The sequence below is a fragment of the Deltaproteobacteria bacterium genome (assembly GCA_016177765.1).
GTDB lineage: Bacteria > UBA10199 > UBA10199 > JACPAL01 > JACOUP01 > JACOUP01.
This window is the reverse complement of sequence record JACOUP010000008.1, coordinates 728,661-754,326: the sequence shown is the minus strand read 5'-3', so window position 1 is coordinate 754,326 and position 25,666 is coordinate 728,661. Positions and strand designations below refer to the sequence as shown.

Annotated in this window: 22 protein-coding genes; 19 read left to right on the top strand and 3 right to left on the bottom strand. The window is 53.3% G+C overall.

Going from position 1 to position 25,666, the window contains the following annotated elements; translation table 11 throughout:
* Positions 1–59: 59 nt before the first annotated feature.
* The 4 genes from HYS22_06070 to HYS22_06055 are packed head-to-tail and all read left to right on the top strand — an operon-like array spanning position 60 to position 3,800.
* Entirely contained in the window at positions 60–2,105 is a 2,046-nt protein-coding gene (locus HYS22_06070; GenBank protein ID MBI1909718.1) for a hypothetical protein, read from the top strand.
* A 32-nt stretch (positions 2,106–2,137) separates the two neighbouring features.
* Entirely contained in the window at positions 2,138–2,566 is a 429-nt protein-coding gene (locus HYS22_06065; GenBank protein ID MBI1909717.1) for a hypothetical protein, read from the top strand.
* 53 nt (positions 2,567–2,619) lie between these two features.
* Entirely contained in the window at positions 2,620–3,270 is a 651-nt protein-coding gene (locus tag HYS22_06060; protein ID MBI1909716.1) for a hypothetical protein, read from the top strand.
* Between the two features lie 47 nt (positions 3,271–3,317).
* Complete coding sequence (locus HYS22_06055) at positions 3,318–3,800, top strand: DcrB-related protein (protein ID MBI1909715.1); 483 nt, start codon at positions 3,318–3,320, stop codon at positions 3,798–3,800.
* Here the strand turns inward: HYS22_06055 and gyrB are convergent.
* The 3 genes from gyrB to dnaA form a co-directional block, all read right to left on the bottom strand.
* Positions 3,797–6,292 (bottom strand): DNA topoisomerase (ATP-hydrolyzing) subunit B, encoded by a 2,496-nt coding sequence (gene gyrB / locus HYS22_06050; GenBank protein MBI1909714.1) that lies wholly within the window; start codon positions 6,290–6,292, stop codon positions 3,797–3,799. The two genes, HYS22_06055 and gyrB, sit on opposite strands and share 4 nt — an antisense overlap.
* Before the next feature lie 9 nt (positions 6,293–6,301).
* On the bottom strand, positions 6,302–7,405 hold the full coding sequence (dnaN, locus tag HYS22_06045; protein MBI1909713.1) for a DNA polymerase III subunit beta: 1,104 nt from the start codon (positions 7,403–7,405) through the stop codon (positions 6,302–6,304).
* Positions 7,406–7,611: 206 nt separating this feature from the next.
* On the bottom strand, positions 7,612–8,955 hold the full coding sequence (dnaA, locus tag HYS22_06040; GenBank protein MBI1909712.1) for a chromosomal replication initiator protein DnaA: 1,344 nt from the start codon (positions 8,953–8,955) through the stop codon (positions 7,612–7,614).
* A gap of 272 nt (positions 8,956–9,227) precedes the next feature.
* On the opposite strand from dnaA, the gene rpmH reads away from it, so the two are divergent.
* From rpmH to atpH, 15 genes are all read left to right on the top strand, one after another.
* Positions 9,228–9,377, top strand: coding sequence for a 50S ribosomal protein L34 (rpmH, locus tag HYS22_06035; GenBank protein MBI1909711.1), 150 nt, complete (start codon positions 9,228–9,230; stop codon positions 9,375–9,377).
* A 34-nt stretch (positions 9,378–9,411) separates the two neighbouring features.
* A complete protein-coding gene (locus tag HYS22_06030; protein MBI1909710.1) occupies positions 9,412–9,681 on the top strand; it encodes a ribonuclease P protein component in 270 nt (89 codons plus the stop codon).
* Positions 9,641–9,931: a membrane protein insertion efficiency factor YidD gene (gene yidD / locus HYS22_06025; protein MBI1909709.1), complete on the top strand. Its 291-nt coding sequence runs from the start codon at positions 9,641–9,643 to the stop codon at positions 9,929–9,931. Before HYS22_06030 ends, yidD begins: the two co-directional genes overlap by 41 nt.
* A gap of 2 nt (positions 9,932–9,933) precedes the next feature.
* On the top strand, positions 9,934–11,541 hold the full coding sequence (gene yidC / locus HYS22_06020) for a membrane protein insertase YidC (GenBank protein ID MBI1909708.1): 1,608 nt from the start codon (positions 9,934–9,936) through the stop codon (positions 11,539–11,541).
* A 31-nt stretch (positions 11,542–11,572) separates the two neighbouring features.
* Positions 11,573–13,009 carry a tRNA uridine-5-carboxymethylaminomethyl(34) synthesis GTPase MnmE gene (gene mnmE / locus HYS22_06015; GenBank protein MBI1909707.1) on the top strand — a complete coding sequence of 479 codons (1,437 nt, stop codon included), beginning with the start codon at positions 11,573–11,575 and terminating at the stop codon, positions 13,007–13,009.
* 43 nt (positions 13,010–13,052) lie between these two features.
* Positions 13,053–15,281: a hypothetical protein gene (locus HYS22_06010; protein ID MBI1909706.1), complete on the top strand. Its 2,229-nt coding sequence runs from the start codon at positions 13,053–13,055 to the stop codon at positions 15,279–15,281.
* Between the two features lie 3 nt (positions 15,282–15,284).
* Positions 15,285–19,154: a hypothetical protein gene (locus HYS22_06005; protein MBI1909705.1), complete on the top strand. Its 3,870-nt coding sequence runs from the start codon at positions 15,285–15,287 to the stop codon at positions 19,152–19,154.
* Between the two features lie 62 nt (positions 19,155–19,216).
* The gene (gene mnmG / locus HYS22_06000) at positions 19,217–21,109 is read left to right on the top strand and encodes a tRNA uridine-5-carboxymethylaminomethyl(34) synthesis enzyme MnmG (protein MBI1909704.1); all 1,893 of its coding nucleotides are present in this window, start codon (positions 19,217–19,219) and stop codon (positions 21,107–21,109) included.
* 7 nt (positions 21,110–21,116) lie between these two features.
* Positions 21,117–21,767: a 16S rRNA (guanine(527)-N(7))-methyltransferase RsmG gene (rsmG, locus tag HYS22_05995; protein MBI1909703.1), complete on the top strand. Its 651-nt coding sequence runs from the start codon at positions 21,117–21,119 to the stop codon at positions 21,765–21,767.
* A gap of 141 nt (positions 21,768–21,908) precedes the next feature.
* Positions 21,909–22,700: a ParA family protein gene (locus HYS22_05990; GenBank protein MBI1909702.1), complete on the top strand. Its 792-nt coding sequence runs from the start codon at positions 21,909–21,911 to the stop codon at positions 22,698–22,700.
* 9 nt (positions 22,701–22,709) lie between these two features.
* On the top strand, positions 22,710–23,669 hold the full coding sequence (locus HYS22_05985; protein MBI1909701.1) for a ParB/RepB/Spo0J family partition protein: 960 nt from the start codon (positions 22,710–22,712) through the stop codon (positions 23,667–23,669).
* A gap of 44 nt (positions 23,670–23,713) precedes the next feature.
* A complete protein-coding gene (locus HYS22_05980) occupies positions 23,714–24,139 on the top strand; it encodes a polymer-forming cytoskeletal protein (protein MBI1909700.1) in 426 nt (141 codons plus the stop codon).
* A gap of 67 nt (positions 24,140–24,206) precedes the next feature.
* Positions 24,207–24,638: an ATP synthase F0 subunit B gene (locus HYS22_05975; protein ID MBI1909699.1), complete on the top strand. Its 432-nt coding sequence runs from the start codon at positions 24,207–24,209 to the stop codon at positions 24,636–24,638.
* On the top strand, positions 24,635–25,099 hold the full coding sequence (locus HYS22_05970) for an ATP synthase F0 subunit B (protein ID MBI1909698.1): 465 nt from the start codon (positions 24,635–24,637) through the stop codon (positions 25,097–25,099). The genes HYS22_05975 and HYS22_05970 overlap by 4 nt, the downstream gene beginning before the upstream one ends.
* On the top strand, positions 25,096–25,641 hold the full coding sequence (gene atpH, locus HYS22_05965) for an ATP synthase F1 subunit delta (protein MBI1909697.1): 546 nt from the start codon (positions 25,096–25,098) through the stop codon (positions 25,639–25,641). The genes HYS22_05970 and atpH overlap by 4 nt, the downstream gene beginning before the upstream one ends.
* Positions 25,642–25,666: the final 25 nt, after the last annotated feature.

The window sequence follows — 25,666 nt, the reverse complement described above, 5'->3', positions numbered from 1 at the left end:
CCGCAGAAGAAAATAACGAAACAGTAGCCGAAAACTACCGATAATACCTATGGATTTTTATGCCGACGATTCGAGAAAAATTGCAGGCGACCGTGACCGATGACCAGCTCCTGACTATCCATGAATGGAACCAGGTCGCCCCGGAGATCCTTGACCAGTGGGAGAGCGGCGGTCAAGAGGCCTTGAGCCAGTTTCTTAAAGAGGCTGCTAAAGACCTATCCTGGACGATCGCCCCGGCCATCCTAAGACTCCTCCAGGAGAAAAAGGTTGATCCCGAAGGGTCGGTCACCACGATCCAGAAGCGGCAGGAGGGGGCGGAAGAGGTCTACCGGCTCCTCCTTGCGAAAACAGTGGATGATAACAATTTCAGTAGGGAGGATCTGCAGGGACTGGCCGGGGCCTTGAACGTCTACAACAAGGGGAGCCGTCTCCGCGGGATGGTCTTCCTCCTGGATACCATGAGGAGTTCCGGGGGAAAATATCACCTTGATTTGTGGATTCGAAACTCCCTTGAAAAGGGAGAGGCCGCCCGCCGTGCCGTCGCTCCATCGCTCCTCGCCTCCATCCCCGATATCTTGCCCGAGATCGAACCACTCCCGGGCACGGTCGTTCCCCCTCCCGAAGCCCCCCCAACTCCTCCCGCGGGACCCTCTCCGCCACCACCAGTCCTCCCTGAGCCTCCCAGGGATTATCGGGCTCCGTTTGGTAAAATGGGGATCCAGATTATCGAAGTCGGGAAAAGACAATTTTCCAACGAGGAACTCCAAGCCGCCCATAAAATTATCGCCCGACTGAAAGAGGCCGATAGAAAACTCTTGAAACAGCTGGTCCGGAGGCCAAGACCGGTTCGTCAGGAAAACGGTTTTGTCGCCCACACCTTTGCCAACTTTATCGGCGAGAACGGGGAGACCCGGATCGAGATCTACGACAAGCTCTATACGGTAAACCGCCCCAAGATTCGTGCTGAAGCCAAGGAACACCCGATGATCGAACGATTTAAAGACTATCTGTGGCACGAAGTGGGGCACCTTCTGACCTACCGGCGCCTTCTGGCCTATCAGGATCTCTATGGCCCTCTCTTGCGGGGCGGCGGACCGGAAAGGGCCCTCCTCGCCTCCTCCCCCCTGGGGCAATGGGGGGAGATGGCCGGGTGGGAGACACGCCTTTCTACCCGGGAAAATCCTGCCCCGGATATTACTGGTCCAGGGCACGACCAGTTGACGATCCTTCGGCTGATGAACCGGGCCTTTGTCTCTGCCCCGCTCCTGGAGACTGTCTCCAAAGAATTCAGGGAGATTACCGACAGCAATCTGAGAATGGCCCGTGTCTGGTCGCAGAAAAAGCATGGTTTCTGCACGGATGAATACTCCTGCAAAGGCCACCCGGCCGAGAGTCTTGCCGAGGCGATCTCACTCCGATTCCGGGATCCAAAAGCCTTTGAGGAGAGAAAAAAAGAAGGGGGTGTCGTTCAACAACAACTGGAGTTTGTGGAGAGGGAGTTTTTCTCCGACGGGCCGGCACAGTATCAGGTTTGGGGACAATTTCTCGACGCCTCAGGGAATCCGTTCGAAGGAAAGGTGGAGGTTGGAAGGGTCTCTATCCCGATCGAAAAGGAGGGCTGGCTGAAACCGACAGCAATTTCGGAGGGGGATTACGATCTCTTGGTCAACGGTCGCAAGATTGACAGATTATCGGCCCGACAACACCTTTGGTTGGGGTATCGTTTTGACAAGGAACAGGCGGTCGGCCTGCTGAAAAAACGGTTCGGCATCAGTGTCGCCGAAGAAAGGGATCGCCCGTTTGAACCGGAACTTCTCTGGAGCGCCATCGAGATCCTGCAATCCCTCCCGCCCGAACAGGCGCACCTCGTCAAAAAACTGGTCCGGAGGGAAAAATGCCCTTCGGGCAAATGTGGGTTTGCCTCTACCAATGCTGAGAGTGGAGAAATTGAGATCTATGATGATATCACCAATGACACCTTTTACGCAGAGCACTTCCCTGATTTCCCGACCACTAACATCGTGGAACGTTTCCAGGAATCCTCCCCCATGAGATCGGTCATATCGTCGTTCATGCCAGGACACACCCCGAGTTTGAACGACTGAGAGACCGCAAACCGTCCCCGGGACTTAAATTTTTGGAGGCGACCGAGGAGGAAAACCGGTTGATGGAAGGGACCCTCATGGCCCGATGGTCGGCGATCAACGGGTGGACAATGCCAATCGGTATTGGGGCCGAGGTTGTTAAGAAAAACCGTGTCCTCCGCCATATGCAGGGGGAGCATGGGAAAAATCTGGCGCTCGCCGGGTATGACAAAAGTGATGAGAGGGGACACTTCGCCGCTCTCAACCAATGGGTTGTCGAGGAGCGAAACTGGCAGGTAGCGGATTCCTCCTTTGTCACCGCCAGCGCCGGGGACCTCAAGCGCGGCCCGGAACATGCCTTGGTCGAGATTTATATGATGTACGTTACTGATCGAGCCAGCTTTGAGGCAAAGGCCAAATCAAACCCAACTCTTCAAAAACAATACGATTTCATCCAGGCTGAATTTTTCGGTAATCCTTAAACCTGATAAATTCATAGCAACTCCCTTTCACCCTATCCGATAGAGAGGGCATCATGGCCGATTTCTGGGATCGCTTAAGGATAGGACTCGCCATCAGCCCGATTGCTGGTAATAGAAACGGGGCCACCCTCGATTCCGTCGACTTCGCTACTGTCCATCCCCGCCATCCGACAGCCCAATTTGTCGATGCCACCGTTGTTCGTGAAAACTCCGGCCCTCGTTTTGCGGCGGACTTGAACCTGAGATTCCTTGTCGGCGGCGGGCGGAAGTGGAACTATTCCCTCCTCGTCGAGGGAGACACCGCCTTTCACAAGATGGAAGACTGGCGGGCCTATGAAACGGCCGAGGCCGGTCTTCAGTTTAACCTTCAGGCGTTTTTTGTCGCCCTCATGGGGGGGCCGGCCTTCGTCATCGGCGGGGGACCCAAAGAGGGGGAAAAGGTTGGCGGGACCGGAAAGCTCCGGCTGGGGGTGGAAATCCCGACCGATTCCTTTGTCCACCCGGTGATTGCCTTCGAGGCGGGGGGGCTCTTTGTCGGCCGGAATGGGCCGGAGGTGACCGCCTATTATGGGGTGTGTGATGTTACCGACTACGGCTACCACGGGGGCCGTACCTGTTACACCACCACCCACCGTCTGGACAATTCGGGTGGTTTTGTCGGGCTTCTGGTCGGGGTTGTCCTGGATCCTTCTAAGATCAACTAATCTCGTCGTTTACAAACAGTGTTCGTGATGTTAGGGTAAAAAAGCTTATGCCAAAGATTGACCTTGCCGGACTGGAAGTGGTGATACCTGAAAATTGGCAGATCCAGGGGATGGTGACCCTGACCCTCCCCTCCCCGGACCCGAAGGTGAAACCGAACATCATCCTCACCCGGGAGAAACTCCCCCAGCCGATGACACTCCAGACCTATTTTCAGAAAATCAAGGAGGCGATCAGCCGCCGGGGGATCAAGGATTTCAAGATTTTGCAGGAAAACCAGATCGCCGTCAGCGGGATCCCCGCGATGCAGATGGTTTGCGTCTGGGACGTTGCCGCCATGAAGGCGATGATGGGACCGCCAGGGACTCCCCCGCCAGCCAAGCCGCAGGCCCCCCAGCTCGTCAAACAGATCCAGGTCACACTCCTGCGCGAAGATATGACAGCAGTCAACCTGACCGCCAGCTTCCCGGCAGACCAATTCGATATCTACAACCGGCCTTTTCAGAATTTCCTGAAGACCTTGAAGTTTTAAATATCGAGATTTTTGACATTCAGGGCGTTGTCTTCGATGAACTGCCGGCGAGGCTCTACCTGGTCCCCCATCAGGACGGTAAAAATCTGATCCGCCTCAATGGCATCATCGACCTTTACCTGCATGAGGGTGCGGCGCTCCGGGTCCATGGTGGTTTCCCAAAGCTGTGTTGGGTTCATCTCCCCTAACCCTTTGTAACGCTGGATATACTGCCCCTCCCGCCCGTTGGCCAAAACCCTTTCCTTCACCTGCTCCAGATTTTTAAAAAGTTCCCTCTTGGTATCAAAGACCAATTCAAAAGGGGCCTTCAGTGTGGCAAAATCGGCAACGAGTTTACGAAGCTCCGAAAATTCCGCCGAGGTCAGAAAACCAACATCAATGATTGTTTCCCTCGGGGCGTTATTGACCGCCGTCTTGTAAACAATCCTGGGGGTTTGATGCTCCGCATCTTCCTGGGCCTCCAGGTCAAAATCACTGAGGTCGGGGTAGCGTTTTTTCAGGTAGGCGGCGATGTTGTCCAATTCGGTGTCCAGTCTCTTCCCACTTTTAAGAGAACCTCTCTCAAGACCCGAACCAGCCACGACGGCGTCAATAATCCGCGGATCCCCTTCCTTTTTGGCCAAGTCCAAGAGACGCTGGTAACGGATCAGTTTTTTGACCAGTTTCTCCATCTCCTGGCCCACCAGTTCTTTCCCCTTGGGTGAATCACCCTTGGTTGCCAACCGGACGTGATCAACCCCATTTTCAATGAGGTAATCTTCCAGTGCCGTTTCATCCTTGAGATACCGTTCCGTCTTTCCCTTCTTGACCTTGTAGAGCGGGGGTTGGGCAATATAAAGGTGGCCCCCCTGAACGATTTCCGGCATATGCCGGTAGAAAAAAGTAAGCAGAAGCGTCCGGATGTGGGAACCATCCACGTCGGCATCGGTCATGATGATGATACTGTGATAACGAAGTTTGGCGAGCCGATCTACGGTTGTTGCCTCCTCTTTGTCTTCTTTTTCACCCTTGGGTGAATCACCCCTACCGTTGGGGCCTGAGCCGACCCCGACACCGAGGGCGGTGATCATGGTCCGGATCTCTTCGGAGGAGAGCATTTTGTCAAAGCGGGCTTTCTCAACGTTCAGAATTTTCCCCTTGAGCGGCAGAATTGCCTGATTCCTCCGGTCCCTTCCCTGCTTGGCCGAGCCGCCGGCGGAATCCCCCTCAACAATAAAAAGTTCCGAGTGAACAGGATCCCTCTCCTGACAATCGGCCAGCTTTCCCGGGAGGGCCCCCGCTTCCAGCGCCCCCTTGCGACGGACCAGATTCCGTGCCTGTCGTGCCGCCTCGCGGGCCCGTGAGGCATCAATAACCTTATTCACCATCTTTCGGGCCACGGAGGGGTGTTTTTCAAGATACTCGTAGAGCTTGTCATAGACCAGTTGTTTGACGAGTCCCTCCACCTCCGAGTTTCCCAGTTTTGCCTTGGTCTGTCCCTCGAACTGCGGATCCGGAACCTTCGCGCTGATGACCGCGGTCAGCCCCTCCCGGATATCCTCCCCCACCGGGTTTTCCTTCAAGTCCTTGAGGAGATTGTTAGCACTGGCAAACTGGTTGATCGCCCGTGTGATCGCCGACTTGAACCCGGAGAGGTGTGTTCCGCCATCGTGCGTATTGATATTATTGGCAAACGAGAAGAGGTTCTCCGCATACCCCTCATTGTACTGCATCGCTACTTCAACGATCGTTTTATCCTTCTCGGCGGAAAAATAGATCACTTCATGGAGCGGGTTTTTGCGCTGGTTTAAAAACTCAATAAAACTGATAATCCCCCCCTCATAGCAAAATTCATGCTTCTTCCCCTTTTCCCGTTCATCAGTGATCGATATCTTAAGACCCTTGTTGAGGAACGAGAGTTCTCTCAGTCTTTGAGACAGGGTATCAAAGGAATACTCGGTGGTTTCGAAGATCTGTGGGTCCGGTTTGAAGGTGACCTTCGTTCCTTGCTTGCCCGTCTTTCCGGTCATCTCCAAGGGGATTTGCGTCGCCCCCCGCTTGTACCACTGATGGTAGACCTTGCCATCACGGTAGATTTCCAGATCGAGCCTCTCCGACAGGGCATTCACCACCGAAACCCCAACGCCATGGAGTCCACCCGAGACCTTGTACGTGCTGTGATCAAATTTGCCACCAGCGTGGAGTTTGGTCAGGACAACCTCGGCCGCCGATTTCTTTTCTGTGGGGTGAAGATCTACCGGAATTCCACGACCGTTATCAACAACCGTGACACTATTATCGATATGAATAGCGACGTCTATCTGTGTGCAATAACCGGCCAAGGCCTCGTCAACTGAATTATCAACAACCTCAAAAACAAGGTGATGGAGCCCGGTTCCTCCCGTAGAACCGATGTACATCGCCGGTCTCTTGCGGACGGCATCAAGTCCTTCGAGAACCTTGATTGTTGCGGCATCGTATCGAGAACTCTCTTTTTTAGGGGCGACAGCCATTTTTGGGAGCTATATTCTCATCGGCATGATAAGGGAGAGAAACCCCCGGTCGAATTCGGAGCGGATAAGACAGGGGGAGACTTCATCCTTGAGTTCAATAACGATCTTCTCATCCTGAATGACCGCAAGGACATCCAAAAGGTACCTGGCGTTAAAGCCAACCTGGAACGATTCCCCCTTGTATTCCACCGGTAGTTCCTCGCGGGCCTCCCCGAAGTCCGGGTGGCTGGAGGTGAGTTCCAGATGGCCTGGGGAGATTGAAAAATTGACCCCCCTGGCCCTGTCGACGGAGACTAAAGAACTCCTCTTGAGGGCCCCTGTCAGGACCTCACGACCGACCGAGAGGATACGATCCAGCTTCTTGGGAATAACCTGCTGATAATCGGGATATTCTCCCTCCACCAGGCGCAGAAAGAGGGAGACATCGCCACGATTGACAGCGACCTGTTTTTCCTCCAGGGCCATTGCCAGATCCCCTTCACCATCTTCCACCAATTTTTTCAGCTCAACGATCCCTTTTCGGGGAAGGATGACCCCCTTGTCTATCTTCAAATCCCCCTTGATCTCCTTATCCACATAGGAAAGACGATGCCCATCTGTTGCCACCATCCTGAGGGTCCCCTCTTTTCCAGCCCCTTCCAGATAGACTCCATTAAGGGTTAAACGGGTTTCATTGGTTGAGACCGCATAAAGGGTCTTTTCAATCATCTTCTGGATAGTCTCTGGTTCTAACCGAAACCTTTTGTCTTTTGAAACCGGCAACGTCGGAAATTCCTCGGGGTCCATCCCAACAACCCTGAACTTTGACTGCCCCGACCTCAGTTCCAACCATTGATTCTTTTCCCCCTCAACCCGGATCTCCTCTTGCGGGAGTTCCCGCACAATATCATAAAGGTTTCGGGCATTAACAGCTACCTTTCCTGTTTTAAAGACCTCCGCCTTTACCTCAACAAGGACTGTTGTTTCCAGATCGGTAGCCGCAATCTTCAACTTCTTCCCAACTGTCTCTAACAGAATATTTGCCAGAATCGGCATCGTTGTTTTTCTCTCAACAATCCCCTGACTCCACTGCAACGCTTTAAGAAATTCTCTCTTGCCTATTTTAAATTCCATGCTCATCCCTTTCTCCTATCTTCTTAGTGTTAATATTTAAATATAGTAGTCGTAGTATTCCCTGTCTACAGGTGAACAACTTAAAAACTGGTTGAAACAAAAAGAAAAACAGCCGACCCTGTCTTGTAGGAAGGGCTGGAAAGTTCTCCACACATTCCGCCCTGTAAGTTGTCCACCATTTATCACCACGCTGATCCCCAAGGTTATCAAGAGAGATTCAGGCGGTCTTCCAAGGAGCTAATATCGTTTTTGAGTGAGCCGTCAACAGGGATTTTTTCCTCAATCTTGTGGACGGCATGGATGACGGTTGAGTGGTCCTTCCCTCCGAACTGATGGCCGATCTGCGGGAAAGAGGCCCGGAGGTGTTTACGGCAGAGGTACATGGCGATCTGCCGGGGGAGGGCAAACCCTTTGAGCCTCTTGGCCCCGGTGAGATCGTCAAGCCGGATCCCGTAATGATCGGCAACCGTCCTCTGTATCTTTTCAATGGTCAGTAGCCGACCCGATTCCCCAAGGATGTTTTTTAATACCTCCTGGGCCAGGTCGAGACCAAGGGGTACCCCGGCCAGGGAGGCAAAGGCAGAAACCCGGATGAGGGCCCCCTCTAGCTCTCGGACGTTGGACTGGATCCGGCTGGCGAGGTACATAGCCACCTCGTCACTCAAGGGAATACGATCCTCCTCCGCCTTTTTCTTAAGAATGGCAATCCTGGTTTCCAGATCAGGGGGTTGAATGTCCGCAATGAGCCCCCATTGGAAACGGGACCGGAGGCGTTCTTCCAAGTTACTGATCTCTTTTGGGAATTTATCACTCGTGACAACAATCTGCTTGTGGGACTCGTAGAGGAAGTTAAAGGTGTGAAAGAACTCGTCCTGAGTCATTTCCTTACCGGCGATGAATTGAATATCATCCATCAGGAGGAGATCACAGGAGTCCCTGTATTTCTTTCTAAAATCCCCCATCTTCTGAAAGCGGACGGCATGGATGAATTCATTCATAAAACGCTCTGTTGAGATGCAAACGACCTTGGCCTGAGGTTGCCGCTTGATCAGTTCGTTGCCAATCGCATTCAGAAGATGGGTTTTTCCAAGACCGACCCCCCCATAAATGAAAAGGGGGTTGTAACTTTCCCCGGGCTTATGCGCCACCGATTGGGCGGCGGCGTGGGCAAACCGGTTCGCGGCACCGACGACGAAGCCCTCAAAGGTGTATTTGCCAATAAGAGATTCATGAACCAGGCTCCTCTGCCTTTTGGCAACAGGGAGTGTTTCGTCCACCCGAGGGGCCTCGGGAACCCCCTTCGTTTTATCTTCAGGCTGGAGTCGGATCTGGAGGGTACAGGGGGACCCCGCAATTTCGGAGAGCTCTCTTTGCAGCACCTCAAGAAAGTTGTCATAGATCCAATCGCGGATAAACTTGTTGGGAACCTCAACAACAAGGCAGTTCTTGTCGAATGAAACCAACTTGGTTGGACGGATCCAGGTGTTGTAATGGAGTTCGCTGACAGTCCCCTTCAGGGATTCCTGGAGGCGGGCCCAAACTTCACTCATGACGAGATACCCACAAGGTTATCCACAACTGTTGAAAACTTTAAACGAGCCCGCCTCTTTCGACAAGATACTGACGAAGACTGTTCAAACGCGGACGGACTGTTAGCGGAAAGCTTTTTGACTGGCAAGATGAAACTGGAAAAATTTTTTTGGAAAAGAGAAGTCAGCGAAAGCCTTGACGAAAAAAATCGATCTTGACAAAGCCTGTTAAAGCTCCTTACTCTCGCGCGCGAAAATGTTTTTCGCAAAGTCTTTAACCGTGTGACTTGGATATGAAGAGAACCTTCCAACCTAGTAAAATCAGGCGAAAGCGGACGCATGGTTTTCGAAGCAAAATGAAAACTAGCGGAGGACAACGTGTTTTATCACGACGACGCGCCAAAGGGAGGAAGAGACTCACGGTGAGGACGAGTCAAAAATAAATTGTCTTTCGCCAAAAGCACCAAAAAATTTTCTTTGCCAAGTTTTGTTATTACTCTTCGGTCGAGATCGTTTCGGCCAGGATCGCAAAAAAATTCCAGGAAGACAGGACTGACAGTGATTGTTTCCAAGAAGTCGGTTCGCCTTGCCGTGGAAAGGAATCGGATCAAAAGGGTTATCCGGGAATACCTGAAGGGGCGTCATCTGTTGGGGCCCGATCAGGAACTCTCTTTTTGGATCAAGGCCGGGGCTGGGGAAAGGACAAATGCCGAGTTATTTTCAGAGCTTAGGAGCTGTTGGGGATAATTTTTTAAGGGGGCTTTCGCTGGGGGTCATTGCCCTTTATCGGGGGGTCCGCCCCTCTTTGGGGCTCCTCTTTTTTCCCTCTCATTCCTGTCGTTTTTGGCCAACCTGTTCCGCGTATGCCTGGCAACTGTTCCAAAAAGAACGATGGTCTCGGGCGATGGTCCTCTCCCTCCGTCGCCTTTTACGGTGTCACCCCTTTCAGGAAGGGGGGGTTGATCTTCCCCCCATTTCGTTGGAGAGGAGGTCTTAACCATGGAGACCCAAAAGAGATTACTCCTGGCCACCGTTCTTTCCTTTCTCATCTTTGTCGGGTGGTCTATTATTTTCAAGCCGACGGAAAAACTAGCCCCCGCTGAAACACCCACAACCTCTTCGACAATAAGTCACGACTCTTCTACCCCTTTGCCCAGCCTGTCTGGCGGCAAGGAGATTTTTCCCCTGGCAACGGGGGGTGGTGGGGAAGATTCAATCGAGACCGGTTTGTACAAGGGTTCACTGGCACGTCGTGGCGGAGGGCTTATTTCTTTTACCCTTTCTCGTTTTCAGAAACATCCCCTGATTAGTGAGGGAAAGGAAGCCGGTCTGCTCCTTGTTTGTGAAGGGTGTAATTTTAACCTTCCGGTTCAGCCCCTCTTTGAAAAAAAGAGCTCCTCACCCGGAGAGGTTGTCTACGAGTGGTCTTCTCCGGAGCTCCTCCTCCGGAGGATCTATCGATTTTCTGAGGGGAAATATCTTATCGACCTCGGGGTCGAGATCGAGGGGCGCAAACCAGGCGGTCTGACTGGAAAGCTGGGGTTGGCCTGGGTCGGTTCGGAACCGGAAAACAATTCCGGCGGTTTTCTTAGCTTTTTAAAGGGGCCGCCCGATCTCAAGGGGATTGTCTATCTGGCGGGCGGCCGTCTGGTCCATCAAGGGGTGGAAAAGGAAGGGGTGAATGGCACCGATTCCGGTCTGATCGCCTGGGCCGGCCTTGAAGACCGGTATTTTATCCGCACCCTTATTTCACGGGGACTCACACAGGAACAACCGATCACCTACTCCATTGACAAGAACTCGTCACGCCTGACGCTCTATACCCCCCCCTTCGCCATCCCGGCCTCCGGAGGGCAGGCCTTTCAGTTTTCGGCCTATCTGGGGCCTAAACAGATGGAACCGTTGAGGGAGTTGGGGATCAGTCTGGACAAGACGATCGATTACGGGATGCTTTCCTTCCTGGCGCTACCGATCCTCTATCTCCTCAAGTTTTTCCATAATTTTGTCCCCAATTGGGGTATCGCCATCATCCTTCTCACAATTTTTGTCAAAATTTTGCTGAACCCCCTGACACTCAAAGGACTTCGCCAGATGAAGCAGATGCAAAAGGTCCAGCCGGAGCTCACCCTTTTGCGCGAGAAGTACAAGGGTGACAAGCAGCGTCTCAATATGGAGACGATGAATCTCTTCAAACGGCACAAGGTGAACCCGTTGGGGGGGTGTCTCCCGATGATCCTGCAGATGCCGATCTATATCGCCCTCTACAAGGTCTTGTACAGTTCCATTGACCTTTACCAGACCCCGTTCTTCGGTTTTTACAAGGATCTCTCGGCCCCCGATCCCTATTTTATTCTTCCAATTTTCCTGGGTCTCTTTATGGTCCTGCAACAAAAATTGACCCCCAACCCATCCGCTGACCCGACCCAGGCCCGGATGATGATGCTCATGCCGATTATGTTCACCGGTTTTATGGTCTTCCTCCCGGTCGGCCTGGTGTTGTATATCCTGGTCAATACGGTGATGAGCGTCCTCCAGCAGTGGATGAGTAGCCGCGACATCCGCTGGCGGGACCTCCTCCGGGGCCGGATCGTTTCCAGGCCCGCTTGATTTCCGCGGGATTCTCTTGTAGGCCTCCGTCATGCCTTTGAAGAATAGCCTCGACGACACCATCGCCGCTATTGCGACCCCCCCAGGGTTTGGCGGGATCGGGATTTTGAGGGTTTCCGGGGAAAAAGCCATTTCTATCGCGGACACTGTCTGGCAATCTTCCCAAAAACTTTCCAAAATTCTGCCCCGGCAGCTGGTCACCGGCCAGATTTTTTCAGATACAGTCCTCGCCGTGGTGATGAAGGCCCCCCATTCCTACACCGGTGAGGATGTCGTTGAATTTCACTGCCATGGGAGCCCGGTTCTTCTCCAATCGATTCTGGCGGTACTCTTCAAAGAGGGGGCCCGGCCGGCCGAACCGGGGGAATTCACCCAACGGGCGTTTTTAAACGGTAAGCTGGATCTGACCCAGGCCGAGGCAGTGGCGGACCTGATTGAAAGTGAGACTGAAAAATCGGCAGAACTGGCGGCTCGTCAACTCTCCGGGGCCCTTTCCCTGGTTGTTGGTAAATTGCGGAATGATATGAGCGTCCTCCGGGCCCAGATCGAGGCGATGATCGATTTTCCGGAGGATGAGGATGTTCACGGGCTTTACTCCGAAGAAATTCAGGGGCGGCTTAAGGATTTGAAAAGACGGATCCGGACCCTTCTCTCCAGTTATGAAGAAGGGAGAAAATTTCGGGAGGGGGTCCGGGTGGTCATCTGTGGCCGGCCGAACGTCGGAAAATCAAGCCTGCTCAATGCCTTGTTGCAAGAGGATCGGGCGATTGTTCATGTAACCCCCGGAACTACGCGTGACCTGATTGAAGAGACGATCAACCTGAGAGGCTTGCCGGTCCGGCTTGTGGATACAGCGGGGATTCATGGGACGGGTGGCGAGGGTCGGGCGCCCAGCCGAGCGGAACGGGTGAGCACGGCTGGGCGGAACCCGAGACAGGACCCGTCCATCGTGAATGACCCTGTCGAATCCGAAGGGATCCGCCGGAGTTGGCAACAGGTCCGGTCGGCCGATCTGATTTTGTTTCTTGTGGATGCCAGTGTCCCATTTGGTTCCGAAGATGTTGCCCTGTATGAAAAGATCGCGGATAAAAAACCGCTGGTGATTTTTAACAAAAAAGACCTCTCCCCTTCCCCAGTCCCCCCTCCCCTCACACCGGTCCTATCAATCTCCGCCAAAAATCATGAAGGGATCGAGGAGCTCAAGGGACTCCTTTATGGGCGGTTGATCGGTTCTCCCTCGATGACCTCGTCAGAGATTCTCCTGACCAACAGCCGCCACAAGGACTGTTTGCAAAAGGCGCTTGTCGGCCTGGAAAGGGTGGAAGAGGCTGTTCAGGCCCGGATGTCGCTGGAATTCCTGGCGGCCGATCTCCTCATCGCGACCAACCATCTCTCTGAAATTACCGGGGAAATCACCAATGACGAGATCCTGGGGGAGATCTTCGCCCGTTTCTGTATTGGAAAATAAGGCGCAACCTTACCAAAGACCTGACGAGAAAGGGGCCAAGTTTATGGGCTCAGAGGCGCAATCACCATCTTGGGTCGTTCATTCCTCGGATCGTTCCTACCTATCGCGCCTGCCGGTGGTCACCGAAAAGGTTTTTCTCGAAGTAGAACCGGGGGATCAGGCGGGCGATGGGGAGGTCACCCTTCGGGTCCACCGGGGTCCGGATTGCACTGACAGCTATCAGGTCACCTATTCCCCTCAACAAATCAAAATAAACGGCGAGACCTGCCGGGGCAAACCGATTATCTCAACACACCCGATGGCCGACAGTCCCCCCGACTGGCGGTGGCTCCCAGTTATCTTCGAAAAATACGACCGGAATACCGCCGATAATATCGGTCAGTGGCGGCAGGAGATCGTGACCTTTGTTTCCCATCCGGGACAGGAGGGGAATCTCCGGGCCTTGACCGATCCGGTCTATGACCCGCTCAAAGAGTTCTGGGTGGCAACAAGGAGGATCCCCTCCAAGGAAAAGAGGGATTCATTAGTGGCGTTTGTCAATGGGTTAACTCCTCTTTTGGCTTCAGGGTCGTCGTGGAAGACCTTGGAGGAGGCGACCTTTGGGACCTTCGGCAGGGGTCACCTGATGCCGCAAACGGATGAAGAGGGGCTCCTCGCCTTCGCGAATTATTTTGCCTTGGAACGCCAGCCCGCAAGACTAGGGGATACCCCCTTTCGATCGGAGGATGAGGCCGCCTATTTTCTGACCTTGCCCGCCGTGAAGAGCCTCGTAGCAAAGGAATCTCCCGCCTTTTTTAAAGTCTTGGATCAGGCTCGGGGAGGAAAGAGCGAGGCCTTGGAGGCCTTTCGCACCCGTTACCGAGAGGCTTGGCTCCGGGCGGTCTCGGAAGACCCCGATGGGGCCGCCCGTCTTAAGGGGCTAAAAGGGCAGATGAGGGATACCGGGGGACAGAGTCCCCTTTCGTTTGTTGAGGAGCGATATAAAACAGCGTTGACGGTCATCATTGAAAGAACCCTTTACGGCCGGGAAATTGCGAGGAGTGAAATAGCGCTGGATGAACAATTGCTGGCTTTGGGAATAACTATCGACGTAGAGGCGATAGACGAACAGTTTCGGAAATTGTTTGAGGAACGACTGACTGCCCCGGAGGCTGATGCCGCGGAATTTGAGGCGATAAGGATTGCCTCCATCGCCCTCTACTTCTACAATGTCAGACGGGTGGAAGAGACCGTAGGCCACCTACTGACGCCGGAAGAGGTAATGAGATGGCGTTCTTTTTTTAGCCAGCGTTTTGATAAGGATGTAGTGGGGGTCGTTGCCCGGAAGATCATCTCTCTCGGGGAGACCCCACCCCTCGTCACCGCAAGGATCGCCCGTCTCTACCCGTTGCCGGAGGGGGAGACCCTGACTCCAGAGAAGATAGCGTCAGCAACAGAACCGCTCGTTTTGGAAAGGATCAATAAGGGGAGCCTGTCGATCGAGGCATTGCTCGCGACCACTCCTGACCCGGCCCACCCTGAGCAAGGGGAGGCGTTGGAGATCCTCAAAGGGGCGATCCAACAAGCGTCGCCGGAGGTTCCTTCTACCTTTACTCATTCTTGGGAAGATAGCCGGAAGGCGAGGGATCTCCTGGAGGAAAAGGTTGTGGGGAAGGGAGAGATCTCCTGGTTAAAAGGGGTTATCTTGATACTCCTGGAGGCCTCTCGCGGCGATCAGCTCCGGCTGGAACCGGATGCCCGTCTGGAGTGGCTCGATTTCCTGGCCAGTCATGGAGAGGTGGTCCGTTTGGGAGATGTTGAGGGGCCACCGTTACAGTCTGTAGTATCTCCTATGCCCACTGCTCGTGCCACAGGGTCGGCAGGACCAGCAGAGACCGCCCCTTCTTTTGGCTGGGGAGAATTTGGGAGTTCCTTTGGGGTTGCCGTTGCCGGGGCGGCCGGTGTTTTAGTGGCGGATCATAACCGGCGGGCCGATTGGGCCCAGATCGCGACAGGGGCGGCGGTGGCAGGCACCTCAAATCTCTTGACACAAATCATTTGGTATTCTTTGGATCCTAAAGGGGAGTCTCACAACCGGTGGTACCGTCGTTTAGGGGCCCTCGGTGTGGGGGCCGGGGTCTGGGGGGTCAGTTGGAGGATGGATCTCTTTACCCCTCCACGTCCATTTCAGCCCGGGAAACCGGCCGGTCCGGACAAACCGGGGGACAATCAACCCCCAACAGGGAATGACCACCGCCGTCCCCCGGAGTCGGGGATCGAGGGGGGGGATTAAACGATGAGAAATTTATCCAAAATCTTTTTTCTGATCCTCTTGGGGCTGACCCTTCTTGGCTGTTCTGATGATGAAAAAAGATTCTTTTCCAACCGGGGGCCGCAAAAGACGGTAACCCTCGCCTCCCCCTTTCAACCGACGACGGTGATTTTCCAAAAAGGGGGAAGTGGCCAGCGCACGGCAGTTTCCAAGGGTGATTCACCCAAGGGTGGTTCACCCACGGGTGGGGTCCAGGAGGCCGAGGTCGGGATTTTGCGAAGAAAGGGGTCGTTGGAAGGGAAAAAGGCCCTGGATCCCCAATGGCTCAAGGCCGCTTCCCTCCGGTGGGGGATGAGTGAGAAGAGGCTCTCTTCGCTCTGGAAGAAGGGGGTTTTTAAGCCGTACGAGGGGATTGATGACAAACTGCTGATCCAGCACGACTTTCGCCGGCTCTTCCCCTCTTTCCGCTGTTTCGCCTGTGACAAGATTTTTAATGATATCTGGGATCATCCCCTATTCCTGACGGGGGTCGCAACGAACCCTGTTTCTGTGGCGTCCGGGGGGAGTGAGCCGGATGTCGCCTATGATCCGGACAGGCATCACTATCTGATCGTTTGGAGTGAGGAAGGCCGGGCCGGGAGGCAGGATGTCTACGCCAAGCTGGTCGATCGGGACGGCGTTGCAGAACGGGTCTCTCGAAGGAGGATCAGTGTCGAACGCCCCACCCACGGTTGTCTCTACGACCGGTTTACCGAGGAGTTCGGCCTCACCAACCCGACCGACTGCCAGGAAAACCGGGAACCGGTTGCGGCCTACAAGAACGGGCGTTTCCTGATCGCCTGGACCCTAAAGGGAACAGCCAGTCACCCGAGAGGGGCCTCTTTTAGCGTCATCTTGGGGCAGATGGTGGAGGCCGAGACGTTGGAGCCCGTTAACACCAACTGGACCGAGGGGCGGCTCCTCTCCAAGATTCAGCTCTTCTCCAACCAGGATGGGGTTCGTCCGCGAAACGATGACGAGATCATGTCCTGGAGCAGTCACGAGAAACCCCATGTTATTGCCTTGAACAACGCCGATGCCTTTTTCACCGTCTGGCAGACGAACAAAGACACTATCTCCTGCGTGGATAGTGACCGGTGGCTCTCGCGGTCTGTTTACGGACGCGTCATCGATTTTGATTTTGGTCCGGGGCGTTCCCGCAACAATCCCAATAAAGACCTGATCCGGATCTATTCCGACAGTTCCAACAATCCTGATGATGATTCTCATCCTGAATACCGTGATCATTGTGTGCCGCGAGCCGATGTGGTGACAACCACCAATCCCCGTGTCGCCTTTAATCCCGATATCAACAAGCTCCTGGTTGTCTTTGAATCCAGGGTTCAAAGTGTGGAGGCCCGGTTGGCAATCGCCGGCCAGGTTTTTGGTCTCAGTGGTTCCCTGGACCCCCAGACCTTCAACCCCTGGAATGCAACGCCCATTGATTCGACCGATTCTGGGAATAGTAATAACCCGGATGTTGTTGCCCTGGACGACCGTTTTGTGGTGGCCAATGATCAGGACAAATCAGCCCTGATGTTACAGACCGTTCGTTACAGCCCAGCGGGCTTGGTGCGGGTAGGGACACCGGCGTTGCACAGGGTCTGCGATGGAGAACTAGACGGACGAGGGCTGTGCCCCGAGGACCAAATCAGTGTCGCCAGCCGACCACGGCTTCTGGTCAGTGCGAAAAATGATTCCGAAGAATTAATTGTAAGTTATGAAAAGAGAAGCCATGTCGGGGATACCGCGGCGGTGATTGAGGCGAGTGCCTTAAATGGGAATCTTGATTTCATCGAACGACCTGTTTCACTCGCTGCGCCGGATCGTACGATAAACATTCATCAGGAATTGGCCCCCGGAGAAAACAGGTTTGTGGCGGTCTGGTTTGCGAAGGGGGACGGTCGGGGGGATGTTTTTAGCTCCCTTGCGGAGATTGTGGCAACCCCTGTCAATGAGAGGCCGACCGCGCGCATTGAAACCGTCCCTTCGGGGATCACGGAAGTAAGGCCTCGGGAGAGGGTAAACCTGAGCGGGGGCCGAAGCAGTGATCCCGAGAATGGGACCACCGATCTGGTCTACCATTGGGAAGCGATCTCCGACCTCCCGGTAACCTTTTCTCGGAACAATACGATGGAGACCTTTTTTGTAGCCCCTTCCCTCGAATGTTCCCAGGGGGAGACCGAATGTGAGGCGCCGATAGAGATACGACTGACAGTGACCGATCTTAATGGTCTGCCGAGCGAACCGGCCTCGGTGACGATCCGAGTGAAACAGAGCGTCCTGCCCAATCAGTCCCCAATCGCTCGCCTGCAAGTTAGCACAATCAACGTTTCGGAAACCCAACCGGACGGGAGTCGAACAAGGGTAACTTTAGATGCCGGAAGCTCAACCGACCCTGAGGGGACTCCGTTACGATATATTTGGACGCCGGAAGACCCATCCCAGCTGTCGAATATCGATGATCGGGGCTCTACCTACTCCTTCTTGGTACCGGACGTTCACTACCAAAGCCCGCAGGAGCCGGAGGTTATTCATATTCAATTGGTTGTCAGTGACGGAGAACTGAGCTCCACCCCTGTTGAGGCGACGGTGACCGTTGACTTTGTCAACCGACCGCCCGTTGTCGATCTCGGTCCGGACCGGGAGGTGAACGAGGGGGAAGAGGTTATACTGATCGCCGATATTTCGGATCCGGACGACCCCCAACCGGTACCGTTTGCCTCTTGGGAGCAGGTTTCGGGGCCTCCAGTTTCTATTATTAATTTTGAAGGGGGAAGACAAATTTGGTTCACGGCTCCCTCGGTAGCGATGGATACCCCTCTTGAATTTGAGATCTCCGTCTTGGATGAAGGTCTTCTGGGGGCGACCGATCGGATACAGGTCCTTGTCAAGGATCGTATCAATGCCCCTGTCTCGCAACGCCCTGCCGATGGGGTAGTATTATCGCCGACAAGGGTTCTTCTTCAGTGGGACGAGGTTGAAGAGGAAGGGGTGGATTATACCGTCTTTTTTGAACCGGTTAATCCCCCGATGAGACCCGTAGGGGGTTGTGAAAACATAGGTCGTACCTACTGTGTGGTTGATAATCTTGCTCCGGAGACAACCTATTTCTGGCAGGTAGAGGCGAGAAAGGTTGGAGGCGGGCGGGCGGTGAGTTCCTCCTTCCGTGTTGTCACAGATAACTCTGTTGCCGGTTGGTGGCGGTTTGATGAGGGTCCCGGGTTTTTTATGTTGGGTGATGCCAGTGGTCACGGAAATAATGGGGCCCTCATGGGAGAAGACGGTCCTCCTCTCTGGCAACCGGGATTGATAGGAGGAGCTCTTTGGTTTGATGGTGTTGATGACCGGATCAGTTTGCTTTCCCACAACGGTTTTCCTCTCGCTAGAGAAGAGAGAGGTGTCTTTCTCTGGATTTCCTGGGAAGGGCCGGATGATGATCGGTGCACTTTCTCAAGTCCTTTTTGGTATGGATCTGCTTCGCCGGGGAGTGCTAATGCGATTGACATCAAAAGGGATTCAGGGGCCCTGAGGATTATTAGTGTTGTGGATGATACAGCCTTGACCCCAGTCGGTATTAGTCGTGCAACCTGGAACCAAGTTGGCTTCACCTATGACGGGACTTTGGTGCGTATTTACATCAATGGCGAGGAGGTTTGGTCTGAGGAGAAATCCTGGGATACCCTTTGGTCGGAAGGAGAATTCGGTCGTCGTTTTTCTGATTGTTACTTCCGTGGCCTGATTGATGAGGCAGTGGTCTATTCGAGAAGTATTTCTCCGGAGGCTATCAGAAGTAACTATTGTGTTGTTCAAATTCAAAGTGACGCTGGTCCCCTTCCCCCTCTTTGCCAGTAAATCTTCCCCCTGGGTGAATCACCCCTTGCCCTTTTGCCCTCCTTTGATTTAGAAACTCGTTCATGAAGCCCGCTGGAAAATCATACGACGTCATCGTGATCGGTGCCGGTCATGCCGGGTGTGAAGCGGCTCTTGCGGCCGCTCGGATGGGGCACCCTACCCTTCTCTTAACTTCCAATAGTGATAACATCGCCCAGATGTCTTGCAACCCTGCGGTTGGCGGGCTTGGGAAGGGGCATCTGGTGCGTGAGATTGATGCCCTTGGCGGTGAAATGGGGAAGAACGCCGATCTGACCGGGATCCAGTTCCGCCGACTGAATGCGAGCAAGGGGCCTGCCGTGCGTGGGACCCGCTGTCAGTCCGATAGCCTGGCCTACAAGCTCCGGATGAAACAGGTTCTGGAAAACCAACCTCATTTGGAGATCAAACAGCGGATGGTTGATGAACTTGTTGTCGAGAACGACACTATTTGTGGGGTTCGATGCCAGACCGGTCAGTTTTTTTCTGCCAAGGTGGTGATCATCACCACCGGAACCTTCCTCCGAGGCTTGATGCATATCGGTTTTACCAATCAACCGGGAGGGCGTGCCGGAGACCTTGCGGCGCGAAGGTTGTCGGGAAGTTTCTTGAACCTCGGTTTCGAACTGGGTCGTTTGAAGACCGGGACCTGTCCTCGGCTCGATGAGAAGACGATCCATTTTAACAAACTGGAGGTCCAGCATGGGGATGATCCCCTCCCCCGCTTTTCCTTCTCAAAGACAGAAATCACCATGCCGCAGGTTCCTTGCTACATTACCTACACAAATGAAAAGACCCATGCGATCATTCGTGGAGCCCTCGATCAATCCCCTCTCTATTCCGGCCGGATCACCTCCAGGGGCCCCCGTTATTGCCCTTCCATAGAGGATAAGGTTGTCAAATTTGCCGATCGAGGGCGACACCAGATATTTCTAGAGCCAGAGGGACTTTCTACCAAACAGTGGTACCCCAATGGTCTTTCCACATCCCTCCCGCTGGATATCCAGTTGGCGATGCTCCGGAGCATCCGTGGGTTGGAAGAGGCTGAGATCCTGAAACCGGGGTACGCGATAGAATATGACTACCTCCCGCCAACACAGCTCCAGCCAACCCTGGAGACAAAAAAGGTTGAGGGTTTATACCTTGCCGGTCAGATCAATGGGACGACCGGCTACGAAGAGGCGGCCGCTCAAGGGTTAATGGCCGGCATCAACGCGGCGCTCAAGATTAAAGGGCGCCCCCCCCTCCTCCTCAACCGTTCCCAGGCCTATATCGGGATTCTGATTGATGACCTGGTAACGAAGGGGGTTGAGGTTGAGGGAAGGGCCGAGCCGTATCGGATGTTTACCTCCCGCGCTGAATACCGCTTAGTCCTCCGTGAAGACAATGCCGACCTTCGTTTACGGGATATCGGCCATCAGATTGGGCTGGTTTCACCGGAGGATTATCAGGTCTATTGTGAAAAGAGGTCCCAAGTAGAAAGATTGCGGGCCTTCTTGGAGGCAACCCACGCCTCCCCTTCCCCTGAGGTCAATCAGAGGCTTGTCGCTATCGGGAGTTCTCCCTTGAGGAAGACACAAACCTTGGCCGAGATCCTGTCTCGTCCCGAAATGACGCTGGTGAAGATGAGAGCGATGATTAGCGGACCACTTTTTGATTCAGCTGCTGAAGTTCTTGAACAAGTCGAAATCCAGATCAAGTATCAGGGGTATATTGATCGGCAAACAACAGAGGTCTCCCGTTTTGAGAGGATGGAGTCGGTGGGCATTCCAAAAGATTTTTGCTACGAGGCCGTTTCCGGCCTCTCCAGCGAATTGATAGAAAAATTTAATAAAATCAATCCTTTATCAATAGGACAGGCGGCCAGAATTTCCGGGGCGACCCCTGTCGCCCTTTCTCTCTTGATGGTCGCCCTGAAGAAAAAGAAGGCTGCGTAGTGTTCCTATGTTTTCATCGGATGAAAAAAATTTTCTGGTTGGTGGCTTAAGGCCATTCGGGATTTCCTTGTCGGAGATAAATCTTCAGAAGCTGGCTTCTTTGGTCGAGGCCCTTCTTGAGTGGAACAGCCGGATCAACCTGACAGCGATTACGAAAAAAGAAGAGGTCTTGGAAAAGCACCTCATTGACTCTCTCGCCCTGCTCCCCCACCTTAATGATGGATCCCTGATGGATGTTGGGGCTGGGGCTGGATTTCCAGGATTGCCAGTAGCGATTATCCAACCTGAGAGAAGGATTGTTCTCGTTGAGGCGACGAGGAAAAAGGTCGAATTTATAAGAGAGGTGGTCCGGATTTTAGACCTTCCAGGCTGTGAGACGACTTGGGCCCACCTGCCAGATAAGAAGATCATCCTTAAGACCAACCAGATTGTTTCACGTGGAACATTCAAGGTGAAAGACTTTTTAAGGGGTACCCTCCCCTCTCTTGAACCTCACGGAAGGTTAATTTTAATGAAAGGGAAGCTCCCCTCAGATGAACTCAAGGGGATAGACCAATTGATCCATAAGGCTCGCTTGAGGCAGTCCATTGTCCCCTATCAACTCCCCTACTCCCGCGCCGAAAGAACCCTGATCATTTGGGATAAATTGATGGCTTGAGCCAGGGTCTTTTGGAGTACCTCCAAGACCCTGGCTCAAGTTATTCTATTGCACCTGAAATGTTCCACGTGGAACATTTTTCTTGATTTTGAACATATATCTATATTAATGTAGCGTCAAATCTAGTTAAAAAATACCTAAATGTCTAAAATCATAGCACTTTGTAACCAAAAGGGGGGGGTAGGGAAGACGACGACCGCTGTTAATCTTGGGGCCTCCCTTTCTGTCAGTGAAAAGAGGACCCTTATTGTTGATTGTGATCCCCAGGCCAATACTACCTCAGGGCTCGGAATAGATAAAAATTCATTAAAATCAAATACTTATGACTTATTCTGGGGGGAAGGGGAGGCCTCGGGCCTGATCCTTTCCGGGGGCCTCCCCTTTTTGGATATTATCCCCTCCGGTTCCAATCTTGTCGGTGCCGAGGTGGAGTTGGTTGGGGTTGAAGAGAGGGAGTATCGTTTGAAAAAGGCCTTGGCCCCACTCCTCCCCCGTTATGATTACCTCCTGATCGATTCCCCCCCTTCTTTGGGACTGCTCACCCTCAACGGCCTTGTCTCTGCCGAATCGGTCTTGATCCCGGTGCAGTGCGAATACTACGCGCTGGAGGGGCTCAGTGAATTATTGAAGACAATCGATCTTGTGAAACAATCTTTGAACCCAGATCTTTCGATTGCTGGAATTCTACTAACGATGTTTGATGCCCGGAACAACCTGGCCCGTCAGGTTGAGGGGGAATTGAGGAGTCACTTCGGCGAGACGGTCTTCCAAACGGTTATCCCGCGGAATGTCCGTCTCTCTGAGGCGCCATCGCATGGGAAACCGGCACTCCTCTACGATGTCAAGTCAAGGGGTGCCCAGAGCTATCTTGAACTGGCCGCAGAATTTTTGAAACGGATGGAGGGTCAAAACCAGCAGGTGGTTAATTTATAGGGAGAGCTTATGGAGAACCGGAAAGGGTTGGGACGAGGGCTGGCTTCACTGATACGGCCGGTGATGGTTGCTTCCGAGCCGTTACCACAGAAGGTGGAAGGAGGGGAGGGAAAGTGGGGCGTTGAGGAAACGTCAAGAAATGATTTGCCCCACGGGTATTCCTTCATTTCTGTCGACCAGATTCAAACCAACCCCCGACAGCCGCGCCATATTTTTGAAGAAGAGGCACTCCAAGAACTTTCAGACTCAATCCGGGAAAAAGGGATTCTTTCACCACTCATTGTCAAAAAGGGGATCACCGGTTTTGAATTGATCGCCGGGGAGCGGCGGTTGAAAGCGGCCAAGAGGGTAGGCCTGAGTGAGGTCCCGGTGCTCATCAAGGAAGTTTCGGAGGGGGAATCGCTTGAGCTGGCCCTGATTGAGAATATACAGAGAGAGGACCTTAACCCGATAGAAGAGGCCTCGGCATACCAGGTTCTCATCGATCGGTTTTCCTATTCTCAGGAAGAGGTTGCCCGTAAAGTGGGAAAGGATCGGACCTCGGTGACCAATATGCTCCGTCTCCTCAAATTGCCGGGGAAGGTCAGAAATCTCCTGGGAGAGGGAAAGATCACGATGGGGCATGCCAGGGCCCTACTGGGAGTTCCCGAGATCGAAAGACAGCTCTACTACGGTGATAAAACGGTCGCTGAAGGGTGGTCTGTCCGGGAACTGGAAAGTATCATCGCCCTGGCACGCCCTCTAAAAACGGGAAAGGGGGATTCATCCCGGGGGAGGGGAAGGGGGAACAAGGAACTCTCCCCCGGTTTGGCCTCACTGGTCAACGATATGAGAAGGGCCCTCGGAACCCAGGTCCGCCTCATCTCCTCCGGCAAGGGGGATTCACCCAAGAGGGGAAAGATTGTTATTGAATATTATACCCCGGATGATTTAGACCGTGTCTATCATCTGATTGTCAAAACCGCTTAAAGGTGGTTCACCCAAGGGCGATTCGCCCAAGGGTGAGTCACCCAATGGGGTGTTACCCAAGGAGGCTATCTATGTTCGGAGAAAAGGCAGTGAGGGAGGTGACCACCTCCATGAATGGACTGCTCGAGAAAGGGTGTGAGTTCGAAGGCAAGCTCACCTTCGAAGGGACGGTCCGGATCCATGGGAAGTTTACCGGTGAGATCTTCTCGGAAGGGACCCTGATCGTTGGTGAGGGGGCCGAGGTCGATGCCAAGATAGAGGTGGGTAGCATCATCATCCACGGCCAAGTTTCCGGCACAGTCACGGCCAAAGACAGGATCGAGATGCACTCCCCAGCCACCATTCGGGGGGATATCGGGGCCCAGACACTCGTGATTGAAGAGGGAGTCATCTTCGAAGGCTCCTGTAGCATGGGAAGACAGGCGACGGTTCATAATCTGGAAGCGGCTACCGCCACAAAGAGTTATTAGCCTGGAAAACTGTTCCTCCCCGCTTCTTGACAAGGTCTTAGCGGCATACTAGGTTTCCGCCTCTTCAATGATTGACCTCTTCCCCAATGCCACCTTTTTTGTCCAATGGGCGCTGTTTCTCATTGCTTTTTTGACACTGCGACAGGCTGTTTTTCTGCCAACACTCAAGATTTTAAAGGCCCGTCAAGAGAAGACCGATGGCGAACGGCAGAGGGCAGACCAGCTCGAAGGGGAAACGGAAAAAATGTTCCTGCAGATTGAAGCGGTTTTGGCCCAGGCGCGGACCCGAGGGTTGAAGGTGAAAGAGAGGCAAAGAGGGGAGGCCACACAGCATCAGGCCCAGGTGTTCCGGCGCGTGAGGGAAGCCGGTCAGAGGCATTTGCAAGAAGTCCAGAAACAGGTTGAAAGCCGTGGGCACGAGGTTGCCCTTCAGCTCCGCCAGTACGCCCAGCAACTCGGTCGGGATCTGGCCGAGAAAGTCTTGGAGCGGCCTTTATGATTTGGCCAATCATCAATTTTTTAATTTTTATAGGGGTTCTCTTTTTTCTCCTGCGAAAACCGGCCAGGGAGTTTTGGAGGAATCGCCGGTTGCAGATTTCGATGCGGCTTGAAGAATCGGCCCGCATGGTGCGTGAGGCCTCGGAAAAACACCATGGGTATCAAAAGAGGTTAAATCATATCGAGGAAGAAGCGGGACGGTTGGTCGAAGAATTGACAAAAGAAGGGGAGTTGGAGAAGCAAAAGATTTTTCGGGAAACGGCCGACTGGGAAAAAAGAATGGTGGGAGAATCGGCCAAGATTGCCGATCAGGAAGTCCGCAAGGCCAGTGCCGCCTTGCAAAAGGAGGCCGCTTTGCTGGCCACAGAAATTGCTGAAAAATTAATTCGAGATCATTTGAAGGAAGAAGACCGCCATCGGCTTGCCGACGGGTATCTCAAAAGATTAGAGGAAATTCAATGAATCCAGGGTCACTGGCCAGAAGGTATGGAAGGGCTTTTTTTCTTGTCGTGGAAGAGGCGGGCAAGATCGACCTCTTGGGGGGCGAGATTGAAAAGGCTGCGCTCTTTTTTCAAAAAAATCACGAAGTCATCAAGACCCTCGCGGATAATTTTTACCCTCTTTCAGAGAGGAAACAGCTATTCAGCCAATTTGCCGATCATTTGTCACTTTCCATCGAAACAAGAAATTTTTTAAATCTTTTACTGGATAAAAACAGGATTTCATTTTTTCCAGAAATTGCCTTTGAATTTGGACGGTTGTTGGATGAGGTTCGGGGGATTGTGCGTATCGAGGTTGCCAGTGCCGCCCCACTTTCCAGAGATTTTTTAAAGCGGGCCGGGCAGTTCTTGTCCCAGAAAACGGGGAAAAAACCGGTGATCGTGGAAAAGATCAATCCGGACCTCGTGGGTGGGGTTGTGTTGAGAGAAGGGGGCGTCTTGTACGACGGCTCTGTCCGTTCGGAAATCAGAAAATTGAAGGAACAATTAATCGGGATGGTTTAGGGTGGTTCACCCACGGAGACAAAAA